This window comes from Segatella copri (genome assembly GCF_019249655.2).
GTDB lineage: Bacteria > Bacteroidota > Bacteroidia > Bacteroidales > Bacteroidaceae > Prevotella.
Window position 1 is genome coordinate 2,806,272 of sequence record NZ_CP137557.1, and the last position, 16,641, is coordinate 2,822,912.

The 16,641-nt window shown below is 49.4% G+C and carries 10 protein-coding genes; 4 read left to right on the top strand and 6 right to left on the bottom strand.

The genetic code is table 11. The features are described from left to right. Positions 1–11: 11 nt before the first annotated feature. From atpD to KUA49_RS11545, 3 genes are all read right to left on the bottom strand, one after another. Positions 12–1,538, bottom strand: coding sequence for a F0F1 ATP synthase subunit beta (atpD, locus tag KUA49_RS11535; RefSeq protein WP_089543456.1), 1,527 nt, complete (start codon positions 1,536–1,538; stop codon positions 12–14). A gap of 282 nt (positions 1,539–1,820) precedes the next feature. Then, on the bottom strand, positions 1,821–2,798 hold the full coding sequence (pfkA, locus tag KUA49_RS11540; RefSeq protein WP_218412767.1) for a 6-phosphofructokinase: 978 nt from the start codon (positions 2,796–2,798) through the stop codon (positions 1,821–1,823). Positions 2,799–3,078: 280 nt separating this feature from the next. After that, positions 3,079–4,509, bottom strand: a complete 1,431-nt coding sequence (locus tag KUA49_RS11545; RefSeq protein WP_218412766.1) for an SLC13 family permease — start codon at positions 4,507–4,509, stop codon at positions 3,079–3,081. A 649-nt stretch (positions 4,510–5,158) separates the two neighbouring features. On the opposite strand from KUA49_RS11545, the gene rpsA reads away from it, so the two are divergent. After that, complete coding sequence (gene rpsA / locus KUA49_RS11550) at positions 5,159–6,943, top strand: 30S ribosomal protein S1 (RefSeq protein ID WP_218412765.1); 1,785 nt, start codon at positions 5,159–5,161, stop codon at positions 6,941–6,943. Positions 6,944–7,420: 477 nt separating this feature from the next. Here rpsA and KUA49_RS11555 read toward each other — a convergent pair whose 3' ends face one another. The 3 genes from KUA49_RS11555 to KUA49_RS11565 form a co-directional block, all read right to left on the bottom strand. Then, the gene (locus KUA49_RS11555) at positions 7,421–9,814 is read right to left on the bottom strand and encodes a C10 family peptidase (protein WP_218412764.1); all 2,394 of its coding nucleotides are present in this window, start codon (positions 9,812–9,814) and stop codon (positions 7,421–7,423) included. A 191-nt stretch (positions 9,815–10,005) separates the two neighbouring features. Then, complete coding sequence (locus KUA49_RS11560; protein ID WP_055235773.1) at positions 10,006–11,292, bottom strand: IS1380-like element IS942 family transposase; 1,287 nt, start codon at positions 11,290–11,292, stop codon at positions 10,006–10,008. Between the two features lie 131 nt (positions 11,293–11,423). Beyond that, positions 11,424–11,591 (bottom strand): Spi family protease inhibitor, encoded by a 168-nt coding sequence (locus KUA49_RS11565; protein WP_218413038.1) that lies wholly within the window; start codon positions 11,589–11,591, stop codon positions 11,424–11,426. Positions 11,592–12,190: 599 nt separating this feature from the next. Between KUA49_RS11565 and KUA49_RS11570 the strand changes: the two genes are divergently transcribed. From KUA49_RS11570 to KUA49_RS11580, 3 genes are all read left to right on the top strand, one after another. Further along, positions 12,191–12,748 carry a hypothetical protein gene (locus KUA49_RS11570; protein ID WP_218413039.1) on the top strand — a complete coding sequence of 186 codons (558 nt, stop codon included), beginning with the start codon at positions 12,191–12,193 and terminating at the stop codon, positions 12,746–12,748. Beyond that, entirely contained in the window at positions 12,729–13,895 is a 1,167-nt protein-coding gene (locus tag KUA49_RS11575; protein WP_218413040.1) for a hypothetical protein, read from the top strand. The genes KUA49_RS11570 and KUA49_RS11575 overlap by 20 nt, the downstream gene beginning before the upstream one ends. A gap of 434 nt (positions 13,896–14,329) precedes the next feature. Further along, complete coding sequence (locus tag KUA49_RS11580; RefSeq protein ID WP_218413041.1) at positions 14,330–16,627, top strand: bifunctional DNA primase/helicase; 2,298 nt, start codon at positions 14,330–14,332, stop codon at positions 16,625–16,627. Positions 16,628–16,641 lie beyond the last annotated feature (14 nt).

Genomic DNA, 16,641 nt, shown 5'->3' on the forward strand with positions numbered 1-16,641 from the left:
GGATTTAAAGATTACGCCTGTGCTGCTGCGAGCAACTGCTTAGCCTTCTCCTTCGCATCCTCGATAGTACCTACGTTGAGGAATGCCTGCTCTGGCAGGTCATCCACCTCGCCGTCGAGGATGGCGTTGAAGCCCTTGATAGTCTCTTCGATAGGTACCATCACACCCTTCAAACCGGTGAACTGCTCTGCTACGGTGAATGGCTGACTCAGGAAACGCTGTACACGGCGTGCACGGTTCACGGTCAACTTATCCTCATCCGAAAGCTCATCCATACCGAGGATGGCGATGATATCCTGCAACTCGTTGTAACGCTGCAGCAACTGCTTTACTCGCTGTGCACAGTCGTAATGAGCCTTGCCCACAATCAGCGGGTCGAGGATACGAGAGGTAGAACCCAGTGGGTCTACGGCAGGATAGATACCCAGAGATGCAATCTTACGCGAAAGCTCTGTGGTGGCATCCAGGTGAGTAAAGGTGGTGGCTGGAGCAGGGTCGGTCAAGTCGTCGGCAGGCACATAAACGGCCTGTACTGAGGTGATGGAACCATTCTTGGTAGAAGTGATTCGCTCCTGCATGGCACCCATCTCAGAAGCCAGCGTTGGCTGATAACCTACGGCTGATGGCATACGGCCCAAGAGCGCAGATACCTCAGAACCAGCCTGGGTGAAACGGAAGATGTTATCGATGAAGAACATGATGTCGGCAGCCTCGCCGTTCTTGCCTCCGTGGTCACGGAACTCCTCGGCAACAGTCAAACCTGAAAGCGCTACTGAAGCACGTGCCCCAGGTGGCTCATTCATCTGACCATACACCAGGGTAGCCTGACTCTTGGCAAGCTCCTCAGGGTCAACGAGTGAGAGGTCCCACTTACCTTCTTCCATGGCTTTGCGGAACTTCTCGCCATACTTGATAACGCCAGACTCGAGCATGTCTCGAATCAAGTCGTTACCCTCACGGGTACGCTCACCTACACCAGCGAATACGGAGTAACCGTTATGTCCCTTGGCAATGTTGTTGATCAACTCCATGATGAGCACCGTCTTACCTACACCGGCACCGCCGAAGAGACCAATCTTACCACCCTTCATGTAAGGCTCGAGCAGGTCGATCACCTTGATACCAGTGGCAAGCATCTCCTTGTGCGTAGAGAGCTCGTCAAACTTCGGAGCCTCGCGGTGGATAGGATAAGCACCCTTCATGTCCAATTCGTTCATACCATCAATAGGCTGTCCGATAACATTCATCATACGGCCCTTGATCTGCTCTCCAGCAGGCATCATGATTGGGTTGCCTGTTACGGCAACTTCCAAGCCACGCTGCAAGCCGTCGGTGTTGTCCATGGCGACGCAGCGAACCGTGTCCTCACCAATGTGCTGCTGCACCTCGATGACCAGGTCGCGTCCGTCTGGGCGTTTCACCTTCAGAGCTTCGTGAATTTTAGGAAGCACCTTCTCTGGATTCTCGCCCTTGGTATCGAAGTATACATCGATAACCGGACCGATAATCTGCGAGATGCGTCCACTTACTTGTGACATAAGCTTTATTAGTTTAAAATTTATTTATATTTATTATTTCGTACTTTTAGTATTCAATGTGCGTGAAGCGGCTTCGGAACCCGTAGCACGCACATCGATTAACGGCTGCAAAAGTAACAACAATTCATGGAACCTGCAAATTTTTAAGGAGTTTTATCACTAAATTACTCCGGATTAAAACATTTTTAGTTCCGTTTAAACCATTTTTACTTTTGAAACATTTACTATTGCCAACGCCGATAACAGTATCAGATACTGAAATGCAACGGAAGGAGAAGCTGATTAGATGCTCAGCTCGTCCAATACCTTGATGAGCTTGCGGTCGAATGGCTTGTCAGAACGGATAGCCTCTGAAAGCGGTACGTATACCACCTCGTTGTTGCGAACTCCGATCATCACGTTGCGCTGACCCTGCATGATGGCCTCGATGGCACCGCAACCGGTGCGGCTGGCGAGGATACGGTCACGGGCTGATGGGCGACCGCCACGCTGCAAGTGACCGAGGATAGATACACGCACGTCGAACTCAGGGAACTCCTTGCGCACACGGTCGGCATAGTAGAGCGCACCGCACTTAGGACTCTCAGACACGATGACGATACAGCTCTTCTTTGACTTGCGGATACCACGCTCCATGAACTGTGCCAACTGGTCAACATCGGTGGAATCCTCTGGGATGATGGCTGCCTCTGCACCGCTGGCGATGGCTGAGTTCTGAGCCAGGAAGCCGGCATCACGGCCCATCACCTCGATGAAGAAAATACGCTCGTGGCTCTGCGCCGTATCACGTATACGGTCTACACACTCCACGATAGTGTTCATCGTAGTATCGTAACCGATGGTATTGTCTGTGCCATAGAGGTCGTTGTCGATGGTGCCAGGCAAACCGATGCAGCAGACATCAAACTCTCTTGCGAAGTTCATCGCACCAGTGAGCGAACCGTTACCGCCGATAACCACCAGCGCATCGATTTCCTCCTTCTGAATATTCTCGAAAGCCTTCTGTCGGCCCTCTTCTGTCATGAATTCCTTAGAACGTGCAGTCTTCAGTATCGTACCGCCGGTACCGATGATACCACTCACATTCTCTGTGGTAAAAGTCTTGATCTCGTCGTTGATCAAGCCATCGTAGCCACGATAGATACCCTTCACGTTGAAACCGTTGTAGATAGCCGCGCGGGTCACTGCGCGGATAGCTGCGTTCATACCTGGAGCATCACCTCCGGATGTCAAAATACCTATAGTCTTAATCTTTGCCATAACTATATACCTTATTATATTTATACCTTATTATATTAATTGATACATTATTTTAATTAGTTTCTTCAATTTTGTCTGCATCCAATGCCTCCGAAGACAGATTTCCTGCAGAGATAGATTTCTCGCAAAGATAAATTTCCTGCAAAGATAAATTTCTCGCAAAGATAAATTTCCTGCAAAGAGGATTTCTTAATAAGTCTTATAAGAGGGCATTGTCAAAAATCTACGTCTTTTCGTTCGGGATGCGTGTTCACATCCCCTTTTCATCATCAGATATGGTTTAAATCATCAAGTACATGGTCCCGCCCATCAGGGTGTGCGAGAGCCAGAGGATGGCGAGTCCCAGCACGCCACCCACCAGGGCCTTCCAGCCTATGTTGCGGAAATACCAGCCCATGTGCATGTGCTCCATCTTCATCAGGGCAAGGCCGCTGATGGTGCCGATGCCGAGCACGTTGCCACCCGCCATCACACAGTAGGCGATGACCTGCCAGTATACTCCATTGGTCTGATATACAGAGTCGAGGGCCGACTGAGGGTCGCCCAGTCCCACCACGTCGTGCAGCGAGAAGAAGTTCATCGCCGTAGCGAAGTTGTCGAGCACGGTGCTCAGCACTCCAGCCACAATGCCATGCAGCCACACGCTAGGATGCTCATCGCTTACGCCCAGCCATGCTGTGAGATCGTCGAAGGCACCCGTTTCCGTCACCACGCCCACAGCCAGCATCATGCCCATCACGAAGAGCATCATCTGGATAACGCCATACTGCAAAACCAATGGGGTACGACGCTCCACCATCGCATCCATGTTCATGAGCTTGCGATTGAAGATTTCGTTCACGATCCAGAGGATGCTGAGCACGCACAACGCACCCAGGAACGGACTCAGCTTGGTGATGTTATGAAAGGTAGGGATAAACCACAGGCCTCCGATGCCCACCAGGAGCATCAGCAGTCGCTGCCACACGTTGAGGCGCGTGTCATCGCCGCGGAAAGGCATGGCAATCCACTCCGTCTCCACCCTATCCGGCAACATGCGCTGCATCATCGCCGTTGGGATGAGCCACGCAGCCAGACACGGAAGCAGGAGCGAAAGCGAGAAAATGGTGGCAGTAACGGCTCCGGAATTCCAGAGCACCAGGCCTTCTGGGTTACCAATAACGGTAAGCGCACCGCCGCAGTTGGCGGCAAGGAGGATGGAACTGCCGAATATCATACGCTGTCGGCGGCTTGGGATGATGCCGTGCATGATGGTGAGCATCAACACGGTGGTGGTAAGATTATCGAGGTTGATAGAGATGATGAAGGTGACGATGGCGAGCATCCAAAGCATCTTCCTGCTGCTGCGCGTGCGAAGCAACTGGCGCACGAAGTCGAAGCAGCCGTTGTTATTGAGTATATCCACGATGGTCATGGTGGCGAGCAGAAAGAGCACGATTTCGGCAGCCCTGCCCACCTGTGGCAGGAAGATGTGCCTGGAGATGAAGTACTTCACGTTGGTGCTGGTGGATTCCAGGTTCGTGAGGTATAGATAATGGCTGTAATCTGCTGAGTGTTCGTTAGTCACGAAGTCCATACCAAAGCATATATATAGCACCCATCCCACCGTTCCGGCGAAGATAGCCACGGCAGCACGGTTCACTTTGGTCACGTTCTCGGTTGCAATGAGTACGCAAGCCAGTATCAGTATGGTCAAGATGACTAGTGTCATAATACTCAATAGTTATTCATTTTTTCATATTTCGGGGCAAAGGTAACAAATATTTTGTAATCCGCAACATTTCGGGATGATTTTTTAATGATTTTAACGCATTTTACATGCAATTGATTTTTTCGCAGCAATTCTGCCGCATTTCAAGTCCTGAAAGGACAAAAGCTTTTCCATCATTCTGAACTTTCATAAGTGGAATCCTGCCGTCCCCAAAGGGTGCGAATGTGAATAACCGCGGGTGGAATGACCGAAGGGAATGGAACCTGCGGATAGAAGACATACTCTCTCTGCCGTCCCCGAAGGGGGCGAACAGGAGTAAGATTGGGTATTGTTCGCCCCCTTTGGGGACGATTTCTCCCTCCTGATGCTTGTCCGCAGGTTCCATGACCTTTGGTCATTCCACCAGCGGTTATTGAAAGTTGGCCCCCTTCGGGGACCGGAGGTTACGTGCGAAACTTTACCACCATTAATTAATGTAAGAAGAGAAAAAAGCGAGAAGAAACGCCCATTTTAGTTAAATATCATTAACAAACAAAAGAAAAGAGATGCCAAACGCTTGTAAACCAAAGAAAATGAGTAACTTTGCAGCCGATTTTTAACAATATATATAAAGTCTAACTTTATTAATTTAAATTTTTAATTATTTTTTATGTCAAATTTTAAGAACGTACAGCCACTCGACGACTTCAATTGGGACGAGTTCGAGAACGGCACAAACGCAGGCGTCAGCAAAACAGACCTCGAGAAGGCCTATGACGAAACATTGAACAAGGTAACTGAGCACCAGGTTGTTGAGGGTACCGTAATCTCTGTAGACAAGAAAGAGGTTATCGTAAACATCGGCTACAAGAGCGATGGTATCATCCCAGCTTCAGAGTTCCGTTACAACCCAGACCTCAAGGTAGGCGACAAGGTTGAGGTTTACGTAGAGAACCAGGAGGACACAAAGGGTCAGTTGGTACTCTCTCACAAGAAGGCTCGCCTCAGCAAGTCTTGGGAGCGTGTTAATGCAGCTCTCGAGAACGAGGAGATCATCCAGGGTTACATCAAGTGCCGCACTAAGGGCGGTATGATCGTTGACGTCTTCGGAATCGAGGCTTTCTTGCCAGGAAGCCAGATCGACGTTCACCCTATACGCGACTACGACGTATTCGTAGGCAAGACAATGGAGTTCAAGGTTGTAAAGATCAACCAGGAGTTCCGCAATGTCGTTGTATCTCACAAGGCTCTCATCGAGCAGGAGCTCGAGCAGCAGCGTAAGGAGATCATCGGCAAGCTCGAGAAGGGTCAGATCCTCGAGGGTACCGTTAAGAACATCACTACTTACGGTGTATTCGTTGACCTCGGCGGTGTTGACGGTTTGATCCACATCACAGACCTCTCTTGGGGCCGCGTAAGCGATCCACACGAGGTTGTATCTCTCGACCAGAAGATCAACGTTGTTATCCTCGACTTCGATGAGGAGAAGAAGCGTATCGCTCTCGGTTTGAAGCAGCTTACTCCACATCCATGGGATGCACTTGATCCAAACCTCAAGGTAGGTGATCACGTGAAGGGTAAGGTAGTGGTTATGGCTGACTACGGTGCATTCGTTGAGATTGCTCCAGGCGTAGAGGGCTTGATCCACGTATCTGAGATGTCTTGGAGCCAGCACCTCCGTTCAGCTTGCGACTTCATGAAGGTAGGCGACGAGGTAGAGGCTGTTATCTTGACTCTCGACCGTGCTGAGCGCAAGATGAGCCTTGGTATCAAGCAGCTCAAGGAAGACCCATGGGAGACAATCGACGAGAAGTTCCCTATCGGCAGCAAGCACGTTGCTACTGTTCGCAACTTCACTAACTTCGGTATCTTCGTAGAGCTTTCTGAGGGTGTTGATGGCTTGATCCACATCTCTGACCTCTCTTGGACCAAGAAGGTTAAGCATCCATCTGAGTTCACTCAGGTAGGCGCTAAGATTGATGTTGTTGTTCTCGAGATCGATAAGGAGAACCGCCGCTTGAGCCTCGGCCACAAGCAGTTGGAGAAGAACCCATGGGATGAGTATGAGAACATCTACACTCCAGGTTCTATCCACCAGGGTACTATCATCGAGATGATGGACAAGGGCGCTGTCGTAGCTCTCGCTGAGGGCGGCGAAGGCTTCGCTACTCCAAAGCACCTCACTAAGGAGGACGGCACAATGGCTAAGAAGGGCGAGACTCTCGACTTCAAGGTTATCGAGTTCGTTAAGGAGACAAAGCGTATCATCCTCTCTCACTCTCGTACATTCGAGGAGGGCAAGGACGAGCCAATCTCTAAGCCATCTGGACGCAAGCACAATGGTGGTCGCAAGAACAATGATACTCCAGCTATCAACAACGTTGCTGCTGGTACATCACTCGGCGACATCGATGCTCTTGCTAAGTTGAAGGCTCAGATGGAGGGTAAGGCTTAATTCTCCGGAATATAAGAATTTACTTATCATTTGCATTTAAGATTATTAAGGACTGATTTCTCTGTGAAGAGAGTCAGTCCTTTTTTTTGTTTACTCAAGTTTCGCAAGTTACCTCCGGTCCCCGAAGGGGGCCAACTTTCAATAACCGCTGGTGGAATGACCGAAGGTCATGAAACCTGCGGACAAGCATCAGGAGGGAAGAAGCGTCCCCGAAGGGGGCGAACCATATCCAGTCTTGCTCCTGTTCGCCCCCTTCGGGGACGATTGGAGAGTGTGTCTGTTATCCGCAGGTTCCATTCCCTTCGGTCATTCCACCCGCGGTTATTCACATTCGCCCCCTTCGGGGACGGAAGGATGCTACTTGCGAAAGTTCAGTACAATATAAAAAGGAAACATAAAAAAAGGGTGTGTCATAAACCTATGACACACCCTTTTTTGTTTGAGAATATCCTTTACTTCACAAGATTCTTATGATTCTTACTTCACCAAAATCTTCTGATGGTTCACTACGTAGATGCCTGCAGGAAGACCGAGACGCTGGAGATCTGAACCAGCAGCAACCCTCTTTACCTTCTGACCACTCAGCGTATATACATCCCAGAAACCAGAGGCATCCTTCTCGATATGAGAAATGCCGGCAGAAGTGCCCGATACATAAACCAGCTGCATGGCTGGCTTCATACTGAAACCTTGGTAGTTATCTATCGGTTCCACATAATACAGAATGTAAGGAGACAGATAGGTTGGGAAATCCACCAACTGAGAGGAACTGATAGCCATTATACATCCACAGATAGAATGAGAACCTTTCTCCTCTGGAGTCACCGTCTTCGTAAAGGTAGTCACCTCACCATTACCTGCCAATGCAACATCTTCAATGGAATATCTGAAAATCGGTTCTGGATCATCACCACTTACTGCAGCAAAGCCCATATTAATTGTACACGCAGGACCATCGTTCTGAATCTTATAGGTAAACACAGCCTTGTCGTCATTCACTCTTGGCGCTCTCACCAGTTTGCCACCAAAATAAGCCAGCTCGGTTTCGTAAAGTTCAGGCTCGGCATTCGTTGATGCCTCAACCAGATAAATGGTTGGCACTTCGCCCTGCTCCACCGTAAACTTCTGGGCATCAATCAGGTTCATGCCTGCTTTAGTACCACCCACGTTCACGCATGCCATTGCATCATCAAGCCAGAGATAGAGATCGCCAGCCTTCTTCGGAAGCAGTTCGAAACTGCGGGTGATGGTGCCATGGGCAGGAACGCTGACGAAGATGTCCGTAACCAAAGCAGATGGTTTCTCGGCAATCATATCAGAGAAAACATTCACGATGCCCTGATATTCGAAATCACAGTCGTTGCTCAATGTTACCTGGAAAGTACTTTTAGCACCCGTCTTCAGCTCCGCAGACTCCAGCTTCAACTGGGCATTCAGCGCAGAAGCCAGCGAAAGTTCGTAATCCGTAGCCTTCACCACCAATGGAGCATTGCCGTTCATATAGTCAGCCTTCTCCCAAGTCTTTCCATCAGTGCTGTAGATGGCATAAACAGGAGTCTTACCCACCTCAAAAGCCTCATTCACAGTGAGTTTCGGATCCAGGGAGCTCATCATTCCATCCTCCCGCTTTCCATCGAAAGAAACATATTTCTTGTCGCTCACCAGCTTATAGCTTCCGTCTTTCTGCAAGATTCCCAAGCCCAGGAAGCCCTTGAAAGCCTGCTTAACCTGGTTCACGAAGGTAACCTGCTGCGTGAATTCAAACTTATCGCTCTTCGACTTTCGGGTACCCTTGGTGATAACCACATAATCCGCATCATACAACACCGAGATGGAAGGAATCTGTGCCAGCGGAGCATCCACCACTCCATTGTCGGGCGCAATACCGATGGTCATCGTGCAATAGCGGTTGAATCCGTCGGCCGCACTTCCCGAACCGGTGCCGCCCTTCTCAGGGTTGAGGATAGAAAGATCAAAGTATGCATTCTGGTTGCCGCTCCATCCCCAGTTGATGTGATAGAGCCCATTTTCATCCTTGCCATCGCAGATAAACTGGTGGCCATTTTCCGACGACTGTCCGCCATAGAGCACAGGTCTGCCCGCCGCCAGTTCGGTATCGATGATCTGCATCCACTTATCCAGGGTGAAGGAAGAGCGGCTCAGATCCATCATCAGGTCGGCATCATAGCCGAAGTATTTTGCCAGTTTAGAGGAAGATACGGCTGCTCCCGATTCCGGGCCATAGCTCATTCTCACGGCAGCACCGCAATGATACATGAGTTTTGCCACGGCATCCTTCTGCTGCTGTGTGGCATTTGCCTCCTTATTATATTTAGGCAGCATGTTGTCCCAGTCGTAGACGCCTTCTTCCTGGGTGATGGTAGGAATCTCCATCGGGATGCCGTTCCATCGGTTCACGTAGCCCGGAATATCCGCCTTCAGCTGCTTTGGATATTTGTAATATGCCATCACCTGCGCCATCGCCGTTGCCACGCATCCGGTGGCAGCCACATGCACGCTGTCGTATTTTGGACACATATTATTATAAGGCGAAGTCTGGTCCCATTCAATATTTCCCAGGAGCGGAGCTACGGCAGAGGTAGATGCTGCTGATGCATTTTTCTTATTTCTCCACGCCTTGATTTCCGCCAGATTTTTCAACGCCTCTGCATCGCCCAAGTTCACCTTGTTGTAAAGATTCTGATAGGCTTTCATAAAGCTGACGAATCCCTCTGGGAGATTGTTTTCGTCGTAGGACCCCTGGCTTGAGTATCCCACGATTTCGGGCAGTCTGTCGTCTCCCGACACGATGGTGAATCCCTTGCTGTTGGCATTAGGGAACACGTAATAGCTTTGCTGCGATAGGTTCATTTCTCCCTTATCGCCCTGTTTTCCCTCAAATCCGCAACCTATAGGGTTTAGTGGGATTTTGCTTGCAAAGCGACAAAATTCATTTTATTGTACATATTTCTTGCACAACAGAAATGTCGCAGACACAAAATCCCCTTACCCCATAAAGCGACTTGAGGTAATACGCTGGTTTAACCAGAAAAGCATGGTCTTTAACCAAAGTCTGTCTTGAACAGGTTGGCATAAGCATTGTTGTCTGAGTAAATATTCAATACATGCCTACGTGATGTCTTAATCCATTTCGCAGGAACAGAGATGAACTTGAAAACAAAGGTCTTGATTCTGCTGGTGGCACGCAATCCAAATTCATGGGTTTTCAATCTCTGCATAATAGCTTTGTAGAAGTTTCTGATGAGAGCTGTCATAAGCAGGAATACAGTATTCTGTGCCATGAACGATTTTGGCAATCGATTCCAGCCAAAGCCATTGTTCATGTCATCGAAGATGCGTTCCTTGCCACCACGAAGATTGTAGAATTCCACGATGTCTCTTGCACTCGACTTGTAATCGTTAGTCAGTATACATCTGTAGGTATATTCGCCTTCCCAAATGTCAAGGTCTCCATCTATTCGCCTTTGTCTCTGTATGACAAGACGATACGGTTTTCCTTTCCATTTCTCAACAAGGATGGAATTCAGCTCAAATTCAATACCGTTGATTTCAACAGTTTTCCATCCAGTCAAGGCAAACATGGAATCGTAGAAGGAAGAGCATCTGTTGGCACGAATATAAAAATGCCTGCAATGAGCCTCTACCATATCTACGATTTCCTCCGAGCATGAGCCGCAATCCATGCGGGCACGGGATATATATACTTCTGATGCCTCCAGTCGCTTGAAGATTCTTTCCAAAGTCTCTCTTTGGTTGAAGCGCACGTTTGTGTTGCCGTCTCTATTTTCAATACCGACAATCATGTCGTTAATGACTGCCACACCTGGACTATAGCCCAGGAACTTCTTGTAGGTTGGTTTTGCATCATGCTTCTCTGTTTCAATGAACTGATGGTCAAAGTCAAAATCATACTCTTGACCGGATTTCAATTGACCAGTAGCAAGCAGGGCTTTGATCAATAAGCAGTTCATCTTGTCTGCAGTATTGAAATCATAGGAGTTGCCAGAAGCAGATTTATAGGTGATGTTCTTACAAGTCAGTTCTTCGATAGCACGCAATATGGTGTCTGCGCTGCAAGTGCGAAGAGTTGGATGAAGAGACAAATGTTTCATCAAGTGAGTTGTAACATCCTCAATACATGAGCCGCCACAAAGATATACGCACATCAGAGAGCGTAGAATTTCGCTATATTGATAACCAAACATAGTGCATCTCAATCCCAAGGTGGAATCTATGGTTTGAGCTAAAAGAGCATCAAATTGCTCCATAATAGAAAAAATTCCTCCAAAAGGAGTGAGTTTCTCAGATTTTATTTGTATCTTTGCCATGTCATATTAGAGTTTTGCTTGTCTTCTTTTCGCAACACTAAGGTAAGTGAAAATTCTGACATGGCAAAATCCTGGGCAACTTTTTGTTGCTCAGGCACTTATAAATAATGTTAAACTATAGTGTTGCGGAATTAAGGTTTTCTTGCCTTGGTCATCGCCTTCTGGTCGATGGTAACGCCCAGCAGTGCCGCCTGTTTTTCGGCGATAGCCTTAGCCTGCTGGAAGCTTCGCGGACCTGCCATCACCACCATAGGGATGAGCAGTGAACCTGCGAAGAGAAGTAATCTGTTATTCTTCATAAGCTCTTATTTTGTTAAATTGTTTGTATTCTTCAATTTTATATAGTTCATTCTCCTACCCTGCAAATATACGTCAATTATCCGAAACTACCAAATTATTTCTGTTAAATCTCGCAAAGCTTTGCAGATTTTTTGAAAAGCGAAAAGCGAGGAAGAGAATATCATAAATTGCAAAACTTACGCAAGTAGGCTCCACACGCCCTGAAAGGGCAGAAGCTCCTAGCCCAGGGCATCGCCCTGGGTATAATAACAATCAGCAAAGCGCCCTGTAAGGGCAAAAGCTTTGTATATTGCTGGTATTTAAAAGCTTTTGCCCTTACAGGGCGACAGGCTTGCTTCCATCATTACCCAGGGCGATGCCCTGGGCTAGGAGCTTCTGCCCTTTCAGGGCGTGTGGAGGAGATACTTGCGCAAATTCTGTTACGATTTATTATTACAAAAACAAAGTTTTTCATACTGAAAACAAAGTTGGGTCGGAAACAATTTTCAATACTTCACGACTATAGTATAGGAAGTATTGAGCTTTTTGGCTATGTCAGTTTTTTTTAATTCTTTTGTAGTGCGTAAGGCAAAGTCGCCTTCGTGAAAAGAAAAGAATAATGGAAAAAGGAAAAGGAAAGCCCGATGACTCATTGGGCAACATCTACATCACATACGATGTAGAGATGGCTCAGAAAGATCCGTTCTACTTGGAAAGATGGGTCTTTCTGAAAAAGGAGAGTAGCAGAGTTAGCAGCTTTGTACGAAAGCTGCACAAGCACTTTGGCATACACAAGAATGTGTTTGAAATGACCCTTAACATGAACAACAGCACAGTGAATAAATACTTCGATATCCCCGATAATCACAGCCTCTCGAGAGATGCCATCGACCGCATGGCCGTATGCATCATCCTGATGGAGCCTCCGCTCAACAAAAACAGCGAATTTATCGAAAGTTGCAAGAAAGCAGGAACAAACTTCAAAGGGGTGATTCCCTGCATGAATGATAAAGATTTCGAAAATCTGAGAAAGGAGTTTTGCAAGGCATTCGGCACATTTGGCAGTTATCTGACAGAAGATGTCAAGAGCATTGAGGCGGTTAACAACCTGAATAAATTCTACTTCAACAAATTCAATCATAAAATTCAGAATTATAATGACAAACAACACAACTAGCTATGCAAGCGACTTCACCATCAAGCCACTCACCACCAGCGTCGACATCATCACCGAGCGCCAGCTTCTCGCCTCCTGGGCAAGAGCCGGGCTCTCGGATTCGCAGATTCTCAAGATGCTGAAGCTCTACTTCGGGGAGCCGGCATGGATGAACACCGACAAGGTGTACGACTGCAATATGTTCGGACAGATAGCCAAGGGGTTGAAATTCCACAACCGCCATGACTTCGTAGAGCTTCTTATCAGATGCAAGGGCTTCGGATTTATCTGGAAGGATGACGAGGGGCGCCATGCTGACAGAAATCTACTGGCTTTCTACACTCCCATCTGGCATGAGCCCCAAGTTGAGGATATGAATTCCGAGGATTTTTCGGTTGGAAACGGAAATGATTCAGCCGGAAACGAGCAAGCTGGCTTCTGCTATAATAATAATATATATAATAAAAAGAAAAATATAAAAAAGAAAAATATTTCTCCCTATACTAGCGGAAGCCAACTTGCTCAAATCGGAAATCAGAAGGCTACGCAGGCTTCTACTCCGAGCACTCAAAATTCTGCCGAATACCGACAGCTGGTGTATACCAAGGCCAGGGCGCTGCTTGACTACGTGAAAACCAACCCCGATGCCTACGCCAATGTGGTGAAACCCGTGAACGATGCCACCGAGAAAATGATGGTAGGGCTCTACACCGACCCCAACGCCGCATGCCCTACCAACATTGCAACGAAACTGTTCTTCAACAACTATCTCTATCCCTATCTGCTGAACAACAGCAATCGCATGATGAGCATCCGTACCATAGAGGGACAGAGCTGCTGGCTCAAGAACCTGATCAACCAGGAGTTCATGCTAAAGAAAGTGACGCAGGCCATCGCCGACACGAAGAAGTATCTGGCAGAGCATCCCGGGGAGAGGATCCGACAGAATCGCCCCGTCTCTCCATTCGAGTATCAGGACCAGGCGTCGAAGCAGAGATTCTACGACACCCTGCTGCCCAATGGTGCCAGCGCACAGCACCGCATCCCGCCAGAAGCCCCACCCCGACCATCCGACCAGGCCACCTGGAGCAAGTTTACACACTGCTGGAAGATGGAGGAGATGGCATGCTCCCTTGCTGCGGATTGCAAATCCGCAGAGCATCAATAGGTTGGGACATTTTTTAACGCCAGATTGCAAATCCGACGGTACGCCTAGCGGAAGACGTAAGAGAAGAAACACCCTCTCATCAAAACAACAACAATACTGAATTTTTAATTTAAACAAATTCAAGTTTCGCAAGTAACCTCCGGTCCCCGAAGGGGGCCAACTTTCAATAACCGCTGGTGGAATGACCGAAGGTCATGGAACCTGCGGACAACCAATAATAGGGAGAAAGCGTCCCCAAAGGGGGCGAACCACATCCAGTCTTGCTCCTGTTCGCCCCCTTCGGGGACGATAAGAGAGTATCTGTCACTATCCGCAGGTTCCATTCCCTTCGGTCATTCCACCCGCGGTTATTCACATTCGCCCCCTTCGGGGACGGTAGAATGCTACTTGCGAAACTTCAATACTGAATTTTTGAATTTAAACAAACATAAATTATGACTGACAATCAGCAACTAAACAAAAGAGAGAAGCCTCGATACTATGCAACAGACTTCCCCGAAATCCTAGAGAAAATTTCTCTAGCGGATAGAGTACTCTATCTGAGATACCAGGAACAATTCCATGGTATCGGAAAATTCGCATCCAAGAAAAGCGATGATTCATCATTCAACGATGCATCATCATTCAGAGATGCATCCTCATCCAGCGATGCATCCTCCGAAAAGGTAACCCTGGCGCAACTCAGAAAAATCACGCAGGACGCCATGAAGGAGATCCACAAGCAGCCCGTCAACATCAAAGTGACATGCCCTACCTGCGGAAAGAAACACTGCTACGTGAAACGTTCCGACGGCAGAATCTACTGCTTCTCGTGCGAAATGAAGGGACAACTCGACGAGATGAAATCACGCAGCTACAACGCACAGCAGGGAGCCGACGGCAGCTTCAACCCCGACGGCAGCTACGCCGCCAAGAAACGCAACGGCAAGGACCTGCCCGACAACTACGTGCCCATGAGCACCGACGACTACAAGGAAATAGATGCCGCCACCCGCTCCATCCTCTACCCCATCTACCCCTTCAGCGACCCCGAGGAAGAGGCACGGTTCATCGAGCACTTCCACCCCGCCAACGTTGCCCAGCGCAACCCCAAGGCGAAACCCATGCTCCCGCCGCAGCGCATCCTCTCGCTCCAGGGCATGGTGCAGAGATACATCCAGGCGATGAACCTATCGCCCGACGTCATCCGAAAGGAGGGCGTGATGTGCGCCTTCATCATGCAGCCCGCCAACGACGCCAAGAGCGAGGACCCCAAGGGCGTGGAGGAAGTGCCTGCCATCGTATACTGCAACCGACTGTTCGGAAAAATCATCAACGCCAAGTTCCGCAGCGTGCAGCAGAACCCCGTCATCGGCGAATGGAGCAAGGGATTCACCCAGATTTCGCCCACCAAGCCCTGCGCCCCCTACGGCATCGACAGCATCAACGACCTGCGCCCCGAAGCCGGAATCATCCGACAGATCATCATCACCGAGGGCGAAAAAGACCGCCTCACCCTGATGAGCTGCGGATTCCCCTACGTGCTGAGCGTAGCCAACGGCGCCGCCACCAACATCGCCGAGAGCCACGAGGCCTTTGAGGAATGGATTCTGCAGGCTGAGGACATCGTGATATGCGGCGACTCCGACCGTCCGGGAAGAATGCTCGTCAAGTCGCTCATCAACCAGTATCCCACCCGTGCCAAGGTGGCGAGCCTGCCCAGCGGCAAGAAAGACATCAGCGAGGTGTACGAGGCGTTCGGCAGGGACGAGGTGGCGAGAATCATCAGCGAGGCCAAGCCGGCGAACGAGGGCGACGTGTACGACCTGGAGGAGAATGCCGACGAGGTGCTTGACATTCTGATGGGCAACTACGACCACGGCTACGAGGTGGGCATGGGCAAGCTCACCGACGGCATCTTCCACCCCACTTCGGATGGCGGGCTCATCATCCTGACGGGTCGCCCGAACTCGGGAAAGACGGATTTCCTGAACTGCATGATGGCGCATCTGATGTACAACTGCAACAAGCGCGTGGCCTTCTTCTCGTTCGAGAAGCCTATCAAGGGCAAGCACGTGAGGGAGATAGCGCGCATAGCCCTGGGCGTGGAGAACACGGAGACGATGGACGGCAACGAATCGCCCGAGGAGGCGCGCCTGGTGAACCGCCACGCCCTGAAATTCCTGATGAGCCACATGGTGGACTTCGACACCAAGAGCCGTCTGCCCGACAGCAAATACATCACGGAACTTGCCGAGAGCGAGATGAGGAAGAAGAAGCAGAAGATAGATTTCCTGGTGATAGACCCGTATGTGTTCATCAACGTGACGGAGGGCGGCAGCCGTGCCACGGAGACGGAGAAGGTGAAGCTGATGCTTACCCGACTGCAGCAGTGGAGCCGTGCGCATCACGTCTGGACGGTGGTGGTGGCGCACCCGAGAATTCAGTATAAGGACGGCCACGAGGCATTCCCGCCGCTGGATCTCTACAGCATTGCGGGCAGTGCGCAGTGGGCGAATCTTGCGGATTATCTGCTCACGGTGACTCGCGTGAACAAGCCTCAGGAGGGCAAGACGTATTCCATCGTAGAGATGCTGAAGGTGAGAGACCAGGAGTTCTGCCGTCCGGGCAAGGTGTACTACATGAGGCAGCCCTGCGGCAGATACGACGAGCGTGCATCAGAAGAGGAATGCATCGCCGAGGTATTGTATGCCAAGGTATTGCCGAAGGACGAGGAGCCGTGGGAGAGTTGAGAGTTGAGAGTTGA

Coding starts and splice junctions, on each gene's coding strand:
- KUA49_RS11575 (WP_218413040.1), top strand. CDS start 12,729: ATGACAAACAACACAACTAGCTATGCAAGCGACTTCACCATCAAGCCA.
- KUA49_RS11570 (WP_218413039.1), top strand. CDS start 12,191: ATGGAAAAAGGAAAAGGAAAGCCCGATGACTCATTGGGCAACATCTAC.
- rpsA (WP_218412765.1), top strand. CDS start 5,159: ATGTCAAATTTTAAGAACGTACAGCCACTCGACGACTTCAATTGGGAC.
- KUA49_RS11560 (WP_055235773.1), bottom strand. CDS start 11,292: ATGGCAAAGATACAAATAAAATCTGAGAAACTCACTCCTTTTGGAGGA.
- atpD (WP_089543456.1), bottom strand. CDS start 1,538: ATGTCACAAGTAAGTGGACGCATCTCGCAGATTATCGGTCCGGTTATC.
- KUA49_RS11545 (WP_218412766.1), bottom strand. CDS start 4,509: ATGACACTAGTCATCTTGACCATACTGATACTGGCTTGCGTACTCATT.
- KUA49_RS11580 (WP_218413041.1), top strand. CDS start 14,330: ATGACTGACAATCAGCAACTAAACAAAAGAGAGAAGCCTCGATACTAT.
- pfkA (WP_218412767.1), bottom strand. CDS start 2,798: ATGGCAAAGATTAAGACTATAGGTATTTTGACATCCGGAGGTGATGCT.
- KUA49_RS11555 (WP_218412764.1), bottom strand. CDS start 9,814: ATGAACCTATCGCAGCAAAGCTATTACGTGTTCCCTAATGCCAACAGC.
- KUA49_RS11565 (WP_218413038.1), bottom strand. CDS start 11,591: ATGAAGAATAACAGATTACTTCTCTTCGCAGGTTCACTGCTCATCCCT.